Annotated in this window: 10 protein-coding genes; all 10 read left to right on the forward strand. The window is 72.6% G+C overall.

Features of this window, described 5'->3' with window-relative positions; genetic code table 11:
• Positions 1–49: 49 nt before the first annotated feature.
• The 10 genes from AC07FJ_RS00975 (at position 50) to AC07FJ_RS01020 (ending at position 16,264) form a co-directional block, all read left to right on the forward strand.
• Positions 50–1,069, forward strand: coding sequence for a rod shape-determining protein (locus AC07FJ_RS00975; RefSeq protein ID WP_355360994.1), 1,020 nt, complete (start codon positions 50–52; stop codon positions 1,067–1,069).
• A 150-nt stretch (positions 1,070–1,219) separates the two neighbouring features.
• Positions 1,220–2,200, forward strand: coding sequence for a rod shape-determining protein MreC (gene mreC / locus AC07FJ_RS00980; RefSeq protein WP_479043937.1), 981 nt, complete (start codon positions 1,220–1,222; stop codon positions 2,198–2,200).
• Positions 2,201–2,204: 4 nt separating this feature from the next.
• Complete coding sequence (gene mreD / locus AC07FJ_RS00985; RefSeq protein WP_361413506.1) at positions 2,205–2,870, forward strand: rod shape-determining protein MreD; 666 nt, start codon at positions 2,205–2,207, stop codon at positions 2,868–2,870.
• Positions 2,871–2,888: 18 nt separating this feature from the next.
• A complete protein-coding gene (gene mrdA / locus AC07FJ_RS00990) occupies positions 2,889–5,081 on the forward strand; it encodes a penicillin-binding protein 2 (protein ID WP_479043940.1) in 2,193 nt (730 codons plus the stop codon).
• Positions 5,082–5,091: 10 nt separating this feature from the next.
• Complete coding sequence (gene rodA, locus AC07FJ_RS00995) at positions 5,092–6,294, forward strand: rod shape-determining protein RodA (protein ID WP_361413512.1); 1,203 nt, start codon at positions 5,092–5,094, stop codon at positions 6,292–6,294.
• Between the two features lie 29 nt (positions 6,295–6,323).
• A complete protein-coding gene (locus tag AC07FJ_RS01000; protein WP_479043941.1) occupies positions 6,324–7,847 on the forward strand; it encodes a CYTH and CHAD domain-containing protein in 1,524 nt (507 codons plus the stop codon).
• A gap of 59 nt (positions 7,848–7,906) precedes the next feature.
• On the forward strand, positions 7,907–9,832 hold the full coding sequence (locus AC07FJ_RS01005; RefSeq protein ID WP_479043943.1) for a TIGR03960 family B12-binding radical SAM protein: 1,926 nt from the start codon (positions 7,907–7,909) through the stop codon (positions 9,830–9,832).
• Between the two features lie 83 nt (positions 9,833–9,915).
• Entirely contained in the window at positions 9,916–10,971 is a 1,056-nt protein-coding gene (locus AC07FJ_RS01010) for a hypothetical protein (RefSeq protein WP_479043945.1), read from the forward strand.
• A 124-nt stretch (positions 10,972–11,095) separates the two neighbouring features.
• On the forward strand, positions 11,096–11,881 hold the full coding sequence (locus tag AC07FJ_RS01015) for a TIGR03936 family radical SAM-associated protein (RefSeq protein ID WP_361413521.1): 786 nt from the start codon (positions 11,096–11,098) through the stop codon (positions 11,879–11,881).
• Between the two features lie 186 nt (positions 11,882–12,067).
• A complete protein-coding gene (locus AC07FJ_RS01020) occupies positions 12,068–16,264 on the forward strand; it encodes an Rne/Rng family ribonuclease (protein ID WP_479043947.1) in 4,197 nt (1,398 codons plus the stop codon).
• Positions 16,265–16,659: the final 395 nt, after the last annotated feature.

Consider the following 16,659-nt stretch of genomic DNA (forward strand, 5'->3'; position numbering starts at 1 on the left):
TCTAATTGGGAAGGCCCGACGCATCCTCATGGGAAACAAGGGGAACTCAATGTCGTTCATCGGCCGTGACATGGCTGTCGACCTCGGGACCGCCAACACGCTGGTGTACGTCAGGGGTCGCGGCATCGTCCTCAACGAGCCGTCCGTCGTCGCCATCAACACCAACACCGGTGGCATCCTGGCGGTCGGCGCCGAAGCGAAGAAGATGATCGGCCGGACCCCCGGCAACATCGTCGCCGTCCGCCCTCTGAAGGACGGCGTCATCGCCGACTTCGAGATCACCGAGCGGATGCTCAGGTACTTCATCCTGAAGATCCACAAGCGCCGTTACCTCGCCCGCCCCCGGGTCGTGGTCTGCGTGCCGTCGGGGATCACCGGGGTCGAGCGCCGCGCCGTCATCGAGGCGTCCACGCAGGCCGGCGCGCGCCAGGTGCACATCATCGAGGAGCCCATGGCCGCGGCCATCGGCTCCGGCCTCCCGGTCCACGAGGCCACCGGCAACATGGTCGTCGACATCGGCGGCGGCACCACCGAGGTCGCCGTCATCTCCCTCGGCGGAATCGTCACGGCACAGTCCATCCGGGTGGCCGGCGACGAGCTGGACAACGCGATCATCCAGCACGTCAAGAAGGAGTACAGCCTCCTCCTCGGCGAGCGGACCGCCGAGCAGATCAAGATCACCATCGGTTCGGCGTTCGACCTGGAGACCGACGAGCACACCGAGATCCGTGGCCGGGACCTCGTCTCCGGACTGCCCAAGACCGTGGTCATCTCGGCCGCCGAGGTCCGCAAGGCCATCGAGGAGCCGGTCAACGCCATCGTCGACGCCGTCAAGACGACGCTCGACAAGTGCCCGCCCGAGCTGTCCGGCGACGTCATGGACCGCGGCATCGTCCTCACCGGCGGTGGCGCCCTGCTGCGCGGCCTGGACGAGCGGCTGCGCCGCGAGACCGGCATGCCGATCCACATCGCCGAGGACCCGCTGGACTCGGTGGCGCTCGGCTCCGGCAAGTGCGTCGAGGAGTTCGAGGCGCTCCAGCAGGTCCTGGACGCCCAGCCCCGCCGCTAGCCGGCGCGTGGGCGCGTCGGCGCGTGAGCGACGGTCAGCCGTACGGGTGCAGTCGTACCCGTACGGCTCATCGTTGATCCGGTAGTACAGACCCAGTAGTACAACGGCACAGCACACACATTCCTACGAGGAAGGGCACGGCCGCCCCACGTGAGGGACACACGAGAAAGCCGGCTACTCCTGGTCCTGCTGGTAGCCATCGCGTTCGCGCTGATCACGGTGGACATCCGCGGCGGCGAGGAGTCACCCGTCGACGGCGCCCGGCGGGCCGCCGCGACGGTCTTCGGCCCCGTCGAGAACAGCGTCGCGTCCGCGGTCGACCCGATCGGCAACGCCATCGCGGCCGTACGGGACTCCGGGGAGCGCCACAGCCGCATCGCGCGGCTGGAGCGCGAGAACGCCGCGCTGAAGGCGAGACTCGGCAGCGACGACCGCAACCGCGCCCGGGTGCGCGAGCTCGACGGGCTGCTGAAGAAGGCCGGCGCCGGCCAGTACGGCATCAAGGCGGCCGAGGTCATCGCCATAGGAGCCGCCCAGGGCTTCTCGTGGACCGTCACCATCGACGCCGGCTCGACCGACGGCATCCAGCGCGACATGACCGTCATCAACGGCGACGGGCTCGTCGGCCGCGTCACCACCGTCGGGCCGAGCACCGCGACCGTCCTCCTCGCCAACGACCCCGACTTCACCGTCGGCACCCGCATGGAGAAGACCGACGAGCTCGGCTTCGCCACCGGCCAGGGCGACCGGCCGCTGTCCGTGCAGCTCCTCAACGGCAAGGCCAAGGTCAAGCCCGGCGACCGGCTCGTCACCTTCGGCTCGCAGGCCAACAAGCCCTTCGTACCCGGAGTCCCGGTCGGCGAGGTCGTCCGCGTCGACCCGTCCGGCGGCGACCTGACCCGCACCGTGTTCGTCCGCCCGTACGCCGTCTTCAGCAAGCTCGACATCGTCGGCGTCGTCGTCCAGTCGCCGCGCACCGACCCGCGCGACACGGTCCTGCCGCCCCGGCCCACGCCCGAGCCGACCGTGACCGTCACGGTCACCCCGAGCCCCACGGGCACCGGCGCCCCGAGCGGCGCCCCCAGCGGTCAGCCCAGCGGTGCCGCCACCGGCCGGCCGGAGGAGGAGTAAGACCATGCGCTTCAACCGGATCCTGCTCTCCACCACCCTGGTCGTCGTCGCGCTCGTCCTCCAGGTCTCGATCCTCGCCCGCCTCCAGCTCCCCGGCGCCGTCCCCGACCTGCTGCTGCTCGTCGTCCTCGCCCTCGCCTTCGTGTACGGGCACGTCAGCGGCGCCCTCATCGGCTTCGGCGCCGGCCTCCTCGCCGACCTGGCCCCGCCCGCCGACCACGCCGCCGGCCGCTACGCGCTGGTCCTGTGCGTCATCGGCTACCTCGCGGGCCTCACCAAGCCCGAGAACGGGCAGTTGCGCTCCGCCACCGGCCCCATGGCCATGGTGGTCGCCGCCGCCGCCGTCTCCACCCTGCTGTACGCGGGCGTCGGCGCCCTCGTCGGGGACACCGCCGCCCGCCACGTCGGCCTGGTCCCGCTGCTGATCAGCGCCGTCGTCTACGACCTGCTGCTCGCGCCGTTCACCGTGCCGCTGATCATGGCGCTCGCCCGACGCGCCGAGAACGACCCGCTCGCCGACACCACCACCGCCGGCACGGACGTCTCCACCGGCTGGATGGCCTCCGGCACCGGCCTGCGGATCGGCAGCCAGCGCAGCGGGCTGCGCATCAAGGCCGCCCGCAGCAGGGCGGCCCGGGCCGGGCGCATCAAGGGCGTCAAACGACTCTGACCAAGGGGGTACACGCGTATGGGCAACATCCCCGAGACGGGCCGGACCCCCCGGGTCCAGATCCGGCTCATCGCCATCCAGGTCCTGGTCTTCTCCATGTTCCTCACCCTCGTCGGCCGCCTCTGGTTCCTCCAGGTCCGCAACGGCGACGAGTACACCGAGGAGGCCCGCAGCAACCACGTCCAGCAGGTCGTGGAGCCCGCGGTCCGCGGCTCCATCCTCGACGCCCGCGGCATCCCCCTCGCCGACAACGAGACGCGGCTGGTGGTCTCGGCCTCGCGTACCGAGCTGATGAAGATGAAGGACGACGGCAAGGGCGTCCTCACGCGGCTCGCCGCGGTCCTGGGGATGGAGCCCAAGGAGGTCACGGACAAGGTCCGCCTCTGCGACGCCGACACCCCCCAGCCCTGCTGGAACGGCTCCCCGTACCAGCCGATCCCCGTCACCGACGAGGCCACCCCCAAGCAGGCGCTCCAGATCCGCGAGCGCGCCGAGGAGTTCCCCGGCATCACCGCCGAACCCGCCGCCGTACGCCGCTACACCGCGCCCGGCGGGGCCCGTGCCGCGCAGGTGCTCGGCTATCTGTCGCCGGTCACCGACCAGGAGATCGAGAAGGCCAAGGACACCGACTCGCCGTTCCTCCGCTCCGACATGGTCGGCCGCTCCGGCCTGGAACGCACGTACGACAAGGCGCTGCGCGGCAAGGCCGGCGTCACCCGCTACGAGGTGGACAAGCTCGGCCGCGTCCTCGGCGAGTCCGAGTCCGACCCCGGCCGCCCCGGCTCCAACGTCGTCACCTCCATCGACGCACGCGTGCAGGCGGTCGCCGAGTACGAGCTCCAGCAGGCGATGAAGACCGTCCGCAAGGAGACCGACAAGATCACCGGCCGCCCGTACGCGGCCGACGCGGGCGCCGTCGTCGTCATGGAGTCCAAGACCGGCCGCGTCATCGCGATGGCCTCCCAGCCGGACTACGACCCCAACGCCTGGGTCGGCGGCATCTCCGCCAAGGAGTACGCCAAGCTCACCGGCAAGGGCTCCAACTACCCCCTCCTCAACCGCGCCATCCAGGGCCAGGCCCCCGCCGGCTCCGTCTTCAAGGTGGTGTCCGCGAGCGCCGCCGTCCGGGCCGGCTACCCCTTCGACAGCCGCTACAACTGCTCCAGCTCCTACAGCCTCGGCGGCCGCAGCTTCGCCAACTTCGAGTCCAAGGGGCACGGCCCCATCACGCTCGGCGACGCCCTCAAGTTCTCCTGCAACACCGTCTTCTACGCACTCGGCCACAAGGAGTGGCAGCGCGACGGCGGCCTCAAGCCGAAGCACCCCCGCGACTGGTTCTACCGGACCGCGCGCGAGTTCGGATTCGGCTCCGAGACCGGCATCGACCTGCCCAACGAGGTCACGGGCCGCATCCCCGACCGCCACTGGAAGCAGAGCTTCTGGGCGGCCAACAAGGACTCCTGGTGCAAGCAGGGCAAGAAGGGCGGCAGCTACGTCGAGCAGATCGCCTACGAGAGCTGCCTCGAAGGCAACCAGCTGAAGGCCTTCGACAGCATCAACTTCGCCATCGGCCAGGGCGACGTCCTCATCACCCCCATCCAGCTGGCCACCGCCTACGCCGCCATCAGCAACGGCGGCACCCTCTACGACCCCACCATCGGCAAGGCCGTCATCAGCCCCGACGGCCGGAGGATCGAGGAGATCAAGCCGAAGGCCCACGGCCGGCTGCCCGTCGACGCCGAGACCATCAGCGACCTCGACAAGGGCCTGCGCTCCGTCGTCGAGCCCGGCGGCACCGCCGCCTGGCGGTTCGGCGGCTGGCCCCAGGACAAGATCCCGATGCGCGCCAAGACCGGCACCGCCCAGGTCTACGGCAAGCAGACGACGTCCTGGTTCGCCACGTACACCGACGAGTTCACCATCGTCATGACGATCTCCCAGGGCGGTACGGGCTCCGGCGCCTCCGGCCCCGCCGTGCGCAACATCTACGACGCCCTCTACGGCCTCGACGACGAGGGCAACCAGGACCTGGGGCGCGCCCTGCTGCCCAAGCCGCAGGCCACGCTGCCGAAGATCCAGCCCGACGGCACGATCGAGGCGCCGCCGATCAAGCCGTACGATCCCGAGGAGCAGAAGGTCGACCCGGCCGAGCAGGGCGACGGCGACGACGAGCAGCAACTCGCCGGACCGCCCGGCGTGTGGAGGGACTGACACCAGCACCATGGCCGGAACCAACAACTTCTCCGTCCCCCGGTACGCGCCCGAACGGCGCGGCGCCTGGGCGAAGCTGACCGCACGCGACTCCTGGGTGCGCAGGCTCGACTGGCCGCTGCTCTTCTCCGCGCTCGCGCTCTCCTTCGTCGGATCGCTGCTGGTGTGGTCCGCCACCCGCAACCGCACCGAGCTCAACCACGGCGACCCGTACTACTTCCTGCTGCGCCACGTCCTCAACACCGGCATCGGCTTCGCCCTGATGGTCGGCACCCTCTGGCTCGGCCACCGCACCCTGCGCGGCGCCGTGCCCGTGCTGTACGGCATCTCGGTGGTGCTGGTGCTGCTCGTCCTCACCCCGCTCGGCGCCACCATCAACGGCGCGCACGCGTGGATCGTGATCGGCGGCGGATTCTCGCTCCAGCCCTCCGAATTCGTGAAGATCACGATCATCCTCGGCATGGCGATGCTCCTCGCCGCGAAAGTCGACGCGGGCGACCAGCTCTATCCCGACCACCGCACGGTCGCCAAGTCCCTCGGCATCGCCGTACTGCCCATGGCCATCGTCATGCTGATGCCGGACCTCGGCTCGGTGATGGTCATGGTCGTCATCGTGCTCGGCGTGCTGCTCGCCTCCGGCGCCTCCAACCGCTGGGTCCTCGGCCTCATCGGCGCGGGCGCCATCGGCGCCGCCCTCGTCGCCGCGCTCGGCGTCCTCGACGAGTACCAGATCAACCGCTTCGCCGCCTTCGCCAACCCCGAGCTCGACCCCGCCGGCGTCGGCTACAACACCAACCAGGCGCGCATCGCCATCGGCTCCGGCGGGCTGTACGGCGCGGGCCTCTTCAACGGCCACCAGACCACCGGCCAGTTCGTCCCCGAGCAGCAGACCGACTTCATCTTCACCGTCGCCGGCGAGGAACTCGGCTTCATCGGCGCCGGCACGATACTCGCGCTGCTCGGCGTGGTCCTGTGGCGCGCCTGCCGCATCGCCCGCGAGACGACCGAGCTGTACGGCACGATCGTCGCCGCCGGGATCATCGCCTGGTTCGCCTTCCAGTCCTTCGAGAACATCGGCATGACGCTCGGCATCATGCCCGTCGCCGGACTGCCGCTGCCGTTCGTCTCGTACGGAGGGTCGTCGATGTTCGCGGTGTGGGTGGCGATCGGACTGCTCCAGTCGATCAGGGTGCAGCGGCCGATGTCGGCGTAGACCCCCTCCCGCGGGGTATTCCGATTCGAATGACGGCGGATACGAAGCGTGCTGATACGAAGCGTGAGATCGAGCGGAAGTACGAAACGGGCCCCGACATCCGGCTGCCCCGCCTGAAAGGCGCGGCCGGGATCGCGGAAGCGGCCGACCGGGGCGTCGCCGAGCTGGACGCCGTCTACTACGACACCGCCGACCTCCGCCTCGCCGCCGCCGGGGTCACCCTGCGCCGCCGCACCGGCGGCGAGGACGCCGGCTGGCACCTCAAACTGCCCGTCGCCCCGGACGTGCGCGACGAGGTGCGCGCCCCGCTCGGCGACGGAGTGCCGGAGCCGCTCGCCGCGCTGGTCCGCGCCCGGACCCGGGGCGCGGAGCTCACGCCCGTCGTACGGCTGCTGTCGGCCCGCGACGTACGCCACCTGCTGGACGCGCGGGGCACGCTCCTCGCGGAGCTCTCCACGGACACGGTCCGCGCGCAGCTGCTCGACGGCACCCCGGGGCGGGCCGAGTGGACCGAGGTCGAGGTGGAGCTCGCGGACGGCGGCGACCCCGCCGTCCTGGACGCCGTGGAGAAACGCCTCCGCAAGGCGGGACTGCGGCCCGCCGCCTCCGCCTCCAAGCTCGCCCGGGCGCTCGCCGACACCGGCCGGCAGGCACCGCCGCGGCGGGAGAAGACCGGAGACACCGCCGGGGACCACGTCCTGCGCTACCTCCGCGCCCAGGCCGAGGCGCTGCAGGCCGCCGACGCCGCCGTACGCCGCGACCTGCCGGACTCCGTCCACCAGATGCGCGTCGCCACCCGCCGCCTGCGCAGCGCGCTGCGCTCGTACCGCAAGGTCCTCGACCGCGCGGCCACCGATCCGGTCGCCGAGGAGCTCAAGTGGCTCGGCGGCGAGCTCGGCGTCGACCGCGACCAGGAGGTGCTCACCGAACGGCTCACCGCCCGCATCGACGCCCTCCCCGGCACGCTGGTCCTCGGGCCGGTACGCGGCCGGCTCCGCGTCTGGGCCACCGCCGGACGCGCCGGCGCGCGGGGCCGCACCCTCGCCGTCCTCGACACCGACCGCTACCTCGCCCTGCTCGACGCCCTCGACGCGCTCCTCACCGACCCGCCGCTGCGCCCGGCAGCCGGAAAGCCCGCGGCGAAGGTGCTGCCCCGGGCGGTCCTCACGGAGTACGAGCGCCTCGCCGCCCGTGTCGACCGCGCCCTCGCGCTGCCGCCCGGCGAGGAGCGCGACCTCGCCCTGCACGCCGCCCGCAAGGCCGCCAAGCGCACGCGGTACGCCGCCGAGGCCGCCGCCCCCGCCCTCGGCAAACCGGCGAAACGCCTCGCCCGGCGCGTGAAGTCCGTCCAGAAGGTCCTCGGCGACCACCAGGACAGCGTCGTCGCCCGCGCCACCCTGCGGGACCTGGCGATCAAGGCGTACGCGGCGGGGGAGACCGCCTTCACCTGGGGCTTGCTGTACGGCCAGGAGCAGGCGAGCGCGGCCGAGCGGGAGCGGGAGCTGGGGGAGGTGTGGGCGAGGGCGTCGGCGGGCAAACTGCGGCGGCTCTGACCGTCCGGGCACCGGGGTACGCTAGAGAGTCGCCCTGCCAGCTCACGAAGGTTCGCGAGATGCCTGCCGAGTCCGTCTTCCCTCAGCTCGAAGCTCTGCTTCCGCATGTGCAGAAGCCGATCCAGTACGTCGGCGGTGAACTCAACTCCACCGTGAAGCCCTGGGAGGAGTGCGACGTCCGCTGGGCGCTCATGTACCCCGACGCGTACGAGGTCGGGCTGCCCAACCAGGGCGTCATGATCCTGTACGAGGTACTCAACGAGCGCGAGGGCGTCCTCGCCGAGCGCACGTACAGCGTGTGGCCGGACCTCGAGGCGCTGATGCGCGAGCACAACGTGCCGCAGTTCACGGTCGACAGCCACCGGCCGGTCAAGGCCTTCGACGTCTTCGGCCTGAGCTTCTCCACCGAGCTCGGCTACACCAACATGCTCACGGCGCTCGACCTCGCGGGCATCCCGCTGGAGTCGAAGGACCGGACGATCGACGACCCGATCGTGCTCGCCGGCGGCCACGCCGCCTTCAACCCCGAGCCGATCGCGGACTTCATCGACGCGGCGATCATCGGTGACGGCGAGCAGGCCGTGCTCGACATGACCGAGATCATCCGCGCCTGGAAGGCGGAGGGCCGCCCCGGCGGCCGCGAGGAGGTCCTCTTCCGCCTCGCGAAGACCGGCTCGGTCTACATCCCCGCGTTCTACGACGTCGAGTACCTCCCCGACGGCCGCATCGGCCGCGTCGTGCCGAACAGGTCCGGCGTGCCGTGGCGCGTGTCCAAGCACACCGTCATGGACCTCGACGAGTGGCCGTACCCGAAGCAGCCGCTCGTCCCGCTCGCCGAGACGGTCCACGAGCGCATGTCCGTCGAGATCTTCCGCGGCTGCACCCGCGGCTGCCGCTTCTGCCAGGCCGGCATGATCACGCGCCCCGTGCGGGAGCGAAGCATCACCGGCATCGGCGAGATGGTCGAGAAGGGTCTGAAGGCGACCGGCTTCGAGGAGGTCGGCCTGCTGTCGCTCTCCTCCGCCGACCACTCCGAGATCGGCGACATCGCCAAGGGCCTCGCCGACCGGTACGAAGAGGACAAGATCGGCCTGTCCCTGCCCTCGACCCGCGTGGACGCCTTCAACGTCGACCTCGCCAACGAGCTGACCAGGAACGGCCGTCGGTCCGGTCTCACCTTCGCCCCCGAGGGCGGCTCCGAGCGCATGCGCAAGGTCATCAACAAGATGGTCTCGGAGGAGGACCTGATCCGTACGGTGTCCACCGCGTACGGCAACGGCTGGCGCCAGGTGAAGCTGTACTTCATGTGCGGCCTGCCCACCGAGACCGACGACGACGTGCTCCAGATCGCCGACATGGCGGCCAACGTCATCGCCGAGGGCCGCAAGGTGTCCGGCCAGAACGACATCCGCTGCACCGTCTCCATCGGCGGCTTCGTGCCCAAGCCGCACACGCCGTTCCAGTGGGCCCCGCAGCTGAGCGCCGAGGAGACCGACGCCCGCCTGGAGAAGCTCCGCGACAAGATCCGCGGCGACAAGAAGTACGGCCGCTCCATCGGCTTCCGGTACCACGACGGCAAGCCGGGCATCGTCGAGGGCCTGCTCTCGCGCGGCGACCGCCGCGTCGGCGCCGTGATCCGCGCCGTGTACGAGGACGGCGGCCGCTTCGACGGCTGGCGCGAGCACTTCAGCTACGACCGCTGGATGGCGTGCGCCGAGAAGACGCTGCCGCAGTACGGCGTCGACGTCGACTGGTACACCACGCGCGAGCGCACGTACGAGGAGGTCCTGCCCTGGGACCACCTGGACTCCGGTCTCGACAAGGACTGGCTCTGGGAGGACTGGCAGGACTCGCTCGACGAGACCGAGGTCGAGGACTGCCGCTGGACGCCGTGCTTCGACTGCGGTGTCTGCCCGCAGATGGACACCCACATCCAGATCGGCCCGACGGGCAAGAAGCTGCTGCCGCTCACCGTGGTGAAGTAGCCGCGGGACCGCTCGCGTCACGTCCGCGCAACGGCCCGGCCGGGGGAGGAAACCCCTGGCCGGGCCGTTGCGTCATCCCAGGCATGGACATGGAGAAGCGCGGCCCCGAGGCGTACGAGGGCGGCGAGGGATGCCTGACGACGGTCATCAGGATCCCGGTGCGGATCGTGGTGCTGCTCGTCGTCGTACCCGTACGGATGGTCTGGGACGTTCTGACCGTCTGCGGCCGCTTCCTCGAACGCGTCCTGCTCCGCCCGCTCGACAGGGCGCTGGGCTGGGTGTGGGACACCCTGCTCGCGCCCGTCGGCCGGGCCGTCGCCCGCCTCGTGCGGGGGCTCGTCCACTACGGCCTCGTCGTGCCCGCCGTCTTCGTGTACCGGTGGGTCCTCGCGCCGGTGGGGCGGGGCGTCGCGTGGCTCGGCAGCGGCCTCGCCGCGGCGGTGGTGTGGGTGGTCACCACCCTGATCGTCACCCCGCTGGCCTGGCTCTTCCGTACGGTGCTGCGACCGCTCGGGCACGGCGCGGGCCTGGTCCTGCGGGCCGTGTTCGTCTGGCCGTGGACCGCGCTGTACCGGTGGGTGCTGACGCCGCTGTACGTCCACGTCCTCACGCCGCTGGGCCACGGCGCGGTGTGGCTCGGCACGGCGGTGGTCAGGGCGCTGGTCGTGGTGCCCGCTGTCTTCCTCCACCGCTGGGTGCTGCGCCCCCTCGGGCGCGGTCTGCTCGCCGTCGGCCGGGAGATCGTCGCGGCGGCCGAGGTCGCGTGGCGCGTCGCCGGATACGTGTCGCGGGCCGTCGGGCGCGCGCTGGTGTGGCTGGCCTGGAACCTGCTGGGGCGTCCGGCCGCCTGGTTCTACCGCGGCGTGTGCGTGCCCGTCGGGCACGCGGTCCGCGACCACGTCTGGCGTCCGGCCCGCAAGGCGGCCGCCGAGGCGGGGCGCGCCGTGAAGGCCGCGCTCGTCTCCGCAGGTGAGGTGGTACGCAGGGCCCGTCGTGACGCGTGGCGCGCGCTCGTCGGCGGGGCTTCCGCGCGGCAGCCCCTGGAACCTTCTTCCGTCCCGGCGCGTACTCTGGGTAGTACAACGACCGCTCCTGGCGCGGCGCCCGCACCCGAGATCTCCCTGCGAAAGCGGGGGTGAGCCGGGCGGGACCCCCGGGAGCCGCCCGAATTTCGTGGGCGGCGCGCCACCCGCGCCCGCCCCGCACCGAGGAGAAGAACCACTGGGCAAGCGACAGCCCGAAGGCCCGCCGCCCGCACCGGCAGTGCAGCGCATTCGCCTGCGCTACACCAAGCGCGGCCGCCTCCGGTTCACCAGCCACCGCGACTTCCAGCGTGCGTTCGAGCGTGCGCTGCGCCGCGCCGAGGTGCCCATGGCGTACTCGGCGGGCTTCACCCCGCACCCGAAGGTGTCGTACGCCAACGCCGCCCCCACGGGTACGGGCTCCGAGGCCGAGTACCTGGAGATCGCGCTCACCGAGCCGCGCGACCCGGACACGCTGCGGGAGCTGCTCGACGAGTCGCTGCCGGACGGGCTCGACATCATCGACGCCGTCGAGGCCCGTACGTCCGGACTCGCCGACCGGCTGACCGCCTCCGTATGGGAGCTCCGGCTCGACGGGGTGGAGGTCGAGGACGCCGAGCGCGCCGTCGCCGCCTTCCTCGCCGCCGACACCGTCGAGGTGCGGCGCAAGACGAAGAACGGCATGCGCGACTTCGACGCCCGGGGCGCCGTGGCGGACCTCCAGGCCGCTCCCGCGCCGGGCGATAGGCCCGGAGAGGGGCCCTGTGCGATACTGCGGCTGGTTGTTCGGCACGTGACACCTGCCGTACGACCCGACGACGTCCTGTCCGGTCTCCGAGCTGTGGCCGACCTGGCGCCGCCGGTCCCCGCAGCGGTGACCAGGCTGGCGCAGGGGCTCTTCGACGAGGAGTCCGGCACGGTGACCGACCCGCTCGCGCCCGACCGCGAGGCAGTCACGGCCGCCCCACCCAAGGCCGCCGGACTCGCTTCCGCGACGGCGGCGCCCGAAGGTCCAGGTTCCGCGTAGGAGCGGTCGTCGCAGCGCGGCCCTGGTACTCGGGAGCCATCTGGGTCGGGCCGCGTGGACACACAACAGACTTTTCGCCAGGCCGTGCGCAGTCCGTGTACGGAACCGGCGAGCCAGACATAACAGCTCCCGTGCGGCGCCCGCGCCTGACGCGGCGCCCGGGAGCGTGACGGGAGAACCGCCCGCATGCTCGAGCCGAACGACACCGGCGTGACCGCCGGTAACCACAACAGCGAAGAGAACAACTCTCCGAGCGACACGCTGCCCCCGCGCCGTCGGCGCCGCGCCGCGTCGCGCCCGGCGGGCCCGCCGAGCGCCGCCACCGGCGCGCCGGAGGCCGCCGAGGTCGTGGTGCAGGACACGCCGCCGGCCGCCGCGCCGCAGCCGCAGGAGCCCGCCGAGACCCCGGCCGCCGCCGAGGCGCCCGCCCCGGCGCGTCGCCGCGCCACGCGCAAGGCCACGGCGCCTGCCGGTGCGCCTGCGGTGGAGGCCCCGGCCGCCGCTGAGGAGACCCCCGCTCCCACGCGCCGTCGTGCCACCCGTAAGGCCACGGCGCCTGCTGGTGCGCCCGAGGTCGAGGCCCCGGCCGCCGCCGAGGAGACCCCTGCTCCGACCCGTCGTCGTGCCACCCGTAAGGCCACGGCGCCTGCTGGTGCGCCCGAGGTCGAGGCCCCGGCCGCCGCCGAGGAGGCCCCCGCAGAGGAGACCCCCGCTCGTACGCGTCGTCGTGCCACGCGTAAGGCGACCGCGCCCGCGGGTCCGCCGAAGGCCGTCGAGGTGGAGCAGGCCGCCGGGGAGCCGGCCGTCGAGGCCGTCGCCGAGACACCTGCCGAGACGCCTGCCGAGGTCGAGGCCCCGGCTGCCGCCGAGGCGCCCGCGCCCGCTCGTTCGCGTCGTCGTGCCACGCGTAAGGCGACCGCGCCCGCGGGTCCGCCGAAGGCCCTCGAGACCGAGACGCCCGCCGTGGAGCCCGTGCAGGAGCCGGCCGTCGCCGAGACGCCTGCCGAGGCCGAGGTCGAGGCCCCGGCTGCCGCCGAGGCGCCCGCGCCCGCTCGTACGCGTCGTCGCGCCACGCGCAAGGCCACCGCGCCCGCCGGCCCGCCGAAGCCGGAGGCCGAGGAGGCCGCCGCCGAGGAGGGCGAGACCCTGCCCGCCGGCACCGTCGCGCAGATCGCGGCCGACGAGGACGAGGTCGCCGCAGCCGAGCGCGCCGCCTCCCGTGGCCGTACCCGCCGCCGTGCCGCAGCGCCGCAGTTCACCACCGACCCGGCGCACAAGACGGAGCGCCGCCGTGCCACGCGGCCCGCCGTGCCCGTCTTCCAGGCCCCGGTCTTCACCGAGCCGATGTTCCAGACGCCGGAGACCGCGGCCGCCGCCGCTGCCGCCCGTGCCGCCGAGCAGGACGAGGACGAGGCCCCCGAGACCACGCAGGCCGCGCCGGTCGCGCAGGCCGCCCCCGTCGCCGAGGCCGCCGAGCCGGCGGAGACCGGTGGGCGCCGTCGCCGTCGCCGCCGGGGCGAGCCCGCGGAGCCCGTCGCGCCCGTCGCCGAGGCCCCGGAGCCGGAGGAGGCCGAAGAGGCCGAGGAGCCCGAGACGGAGGCCGCGGCCGCCGAGGAGGGCGAGGAGTACGAGGACCGGCCCTCCCGTCGCCGCCGCCGTGGTGGCCGTCGTCGCCGCCGTGGCGAGATGACCGACGCGGACGAGGCCCGCGAGGAGGCCGAAGAGGCCGAGGAGCCCGAGGAGGCCGAGGCCCAGGCGGACGAGGACGATCACGACGCCGAGGACGCCGAGGAGGGTGACGAGCACGAGGGCGGCACCCCCTCCGCCGCCGGGACCAGCAGCTCCCGCCGTCGCCGTCGCCGTCGTCGCCGCACCGGTGAGGCGCCCGCCGAGGCCGAGGTGGCCGAGGAGGACGGCGTCCGTACGGTCGTCAAGGTCCGCGAGCCGCGCCCGGCCCGCGAGAAGGCCGAGCCGTCCGACGAGGTGCAGTCCATCAAGGGCTCGACCCGCCTGGAGGCGAAGAAGCAGCGCCGCCGCGAGGGCCGCGAGCAGGGCCGCCGCCGCGTGCCGATCATCACCGAGGCCGAGTTCCTCGCCCGCCGCGAGGCCGTCGAGCGCGTGATGGTCGTCCGCCAGAGCGGCGAGCGCACCCAGATCGGCGTCCTCGAGGACAACGTGCTCGTCGAGCACTACGTCAACAAGGAGCAGGCCACCAGCTACGTCGGCAACGTCTACCTGGGCAAGGTCCAGAACGTCCTGCCGTCCATGGAGGCCGCCTTCGTCGACATCGGCAAGGGCCGCAACGCCGTCCTGTACGCCGGTGAGGTCAACTTCGAGGCGCTCGGCATGGCCAACGGGCCGCGCCGCATCGAGACCGCGCTCAAGTCCGGCCAGTCCGTCCTCGTCCAGGTGACGAAGGACCCGATCGGCCACAAGGGCGCCCGCCTCACCAGCCAGGTCTCGCTGCCCGGCCGCTACCTGGTGTACGTGCCCGAGGGCTCGATGACCGGCATCAGCCGCAAGCTGCCCGACACCGAGCGCGCCCGGCTGAAGACCATCCTCAAGAAGATCGTCCCCGAGGACGCGGGCGTCATCGTGCGCACCGCCGCCGAGGGCGCGAGCGAGGACGAGCTGCGCCGTGACGTCGAGCGGCTCCAGGCGCAGTGGGAGGACATCCAGAAGAAGGCGAAGAGCGGCAACGCCCCGACCCTTCTCTACGGAGAGCCGGACATGACCGTCCGGGTCGTCCGCGACATCTTCAACGAGGACTTCTCCAAGGTCATCATCAGCGGTGACGAGGCCTGGGAGACCATCCACGGGTACGTGTCCCACGTGGCGCCCGACCTCGCCGACCGGCTGCAGCGCTGGACGTCGGAGGTCGACGTCTTCGCGACGTACCGGATCGACGAGCAGCTGATGAAGGCGCTCGACCGCAAGGTCTGGCTGCCGTCCGGCGGCTCGCTGGTGATCGACAAGACCGAAGCCATGGTCGTGATCGACGTCAACACCGGCAAGTTCACCGGTCAGGGCGGCAACCTCGAGGAGACCGTCACCAGGAACAACCTGGAGGCGGCCGAGGAGATCGTGCGCCAGCTGCGCCTGCGCGACCTGGGCGGCATCGTCGTCATCGACTTCATCGACATGGTGCTGGAGTCCAACCGGGACCTCGTGCTGCGGCGCCTGCTGGAGTGCCTGGGCCGGGACCGTACGAAGCACCAGGTCGCCGAGGTCACCTCGCTGGGCCTGGTCCAGATGACCCGCAAGCGGGTGGGCCAGGGCCTGCTGGAGTCCTTCTCCGAGACCTGCGTCCACTGCAACGGCCGTGGCGTCATCGTCCACATGGAGCAGCCGACCACCGTGGGTGGCGGCGGCAACGGCGGCAAGCGGGCCAAGAAGCGCGCCCGCGCGGCCGAGGCCGCCGAGGCGGCGGAGGCTCTCGAGACCGCCGAGGCCGTCGAGACCCCGGCGGCCGAGGCCGAGCCGGAGTTCGAGACCGAGGCCGAGCTCGCCGCGGAGGCCGCCGCCCCGGTGGCCGTCGACGAGCCCTTCCGCCCCGACGAGGAGCTGTACTCCAGCGTCGCGGAGGCCGAGGCCGCCGCGGGCCGCGGACGTGGCCGTCGCCGGGTGACGCGCAAGGCCACGGCCCCGGCCGGTGCCCCGCGCGCCGCCCAGGAGCCCGCGCCGCAGCCGGCGCTCGCCCAGGTGGCTCCGGAGACCGTGGAGGTGGAGGCGGTTCCGGCCGTCGCCGCCGCGGCCGCCCCGGTGGAGGCTCCCGTGCAGGAGGCGGCGGAAGCGGCCCCCAAGGGCCGTACGCGCCGCCGTGCCACGCGTAAGGCGACGGCGCCGGCGCCCGCCGAGGCCCCGGCCCCGGTCGAGTCCGAGGCCCCGCGGCAGGCGGAGCCGGAGCCGCGGCCCGAGCCGGAGCAGCCGAAGCAGGCGGAGCCCGTCGCCGAGCCGGTCGCACCGGAGCCGGTCGCCGAGGAGGCCCCCGTGGCCGCCCCGCCGCGTGCCCGGCGCCGCGTGGTCCGCAAGGTCACCGCTCCCGCCGGTTCCCCGGGGGGCGCGGCGGAGGCCGCGATCGTCGTGGTGAAGAGCGCCCCGGCCGAGCCGGAGGCCCAGGCACCGGACACGGCGGAAGCCGAGGCCGCGGCCGAGCCCGAGGCCCCGGCCGAGAAGGCGACCGCGCGCAAGACCGCCAAGAAGGCCACGGCCAAGAAGGCGGCCACCAAGAAGACGGCGGCCGCCAAGAAGACCGCGGCGAAGAAGACGACCGCCAAGAAGGCCGCCACGAAGGGCACCACGGCCAAGAAGGCGACGGCCAAGAAGACGGCCGCCGCCGAGCAGGCCGCCGCCCCCTCCGTGACGGCTGTCACGGAGGACTGACGGCAGACCCACGGGCCGGTCGCTGTTCGGCCGCCGGCCGGGGGAACGCTCCCCGGCTGACGGTTGAACACTTCGCAAGGCCCAGCGGAACGTTCCGCGTCCCGCCCCGGGATTCCCCGGGGCGGGACCCGGATTTCGTTTCGCAATCGATGCCTTCAGGCGTTAACAGGCCCGAAATTGACGAGGAAATTCCTGATAATGTGACGCCGGTCGCTGCCGTGGGCGGGCCCCGCCCGGAGACTACGGCGGTGACCGACCCGGTTCCGGGACAGACCGGTCCCAGCAATCCTCGGTAGGGCGTCGGCATCGCGCCGGAGGGGTACGCGCGGCCTCGCGAGACGTCCGCTCACCCCCAGACCTCTGCCAAAAGAGCTCTTGCGGTGTTCATAGGAGGA

The sequence above is a fragment of the Streptomyces sp. NPDC045998 genome, assembly GCF_056430285.1.

Coding starts and splice junctions, on each gene's coding strand:
- AC07FJ_RS00975 (WP_355360994.1), top strand. CDS start 50: ATGTCGTTCATCGGCCGTGACATGGCTGTCGACCTCGGGACCGCCAAC.
- mreD (WP_361413506.1), top strand. CDS start 2,205: ATGCGCTTCAACCGGATCCTGCTCTCCACCACCCTGGTCGTCGTCGCG.
- mrdA (WP_479043940.1), top strand. CDS start 2,889: ATGGGCAACATCCCCGAGACGGGCCGGACCCCCCGGGTCCAGATCCGG.
- rodA (WP_361413512.1), top strand. CDS start 5,092: ATGGCCGGAACCAACAACTTCTCCGTCCCCCGGTACGCGCCCGAACGG.
- AC07FJ_RS01000 (WP_479043941.1), top strand. CDS start 6,324: ATGACGGCGGATACGAAGCGTGCTGATACGAAGCGTGAGATCGAGCGG.
- AC07FJ_RS01005 (WP_479043943.1), top strand. CDS start 7,907: ATGCCTGCCGAGTCCGTCTTCCCTCAGCTCGAAGCTCTGCTTCCGCAT.
- AC07FJ_RS01010 (WP_479043945.1), top strand. CDS start 9,916: ATGGACATGGAGAAGCGCGGCCCCGAGGCGTACGAGGGCGGCGAGGGA.
- AC07FJ_RS01020 (WP_479043947.1), top strand. CDS start 12,068: ATGCTCGAGCCGAACGACACCGGCGTGACCGCCGGTAACCACAACAGC.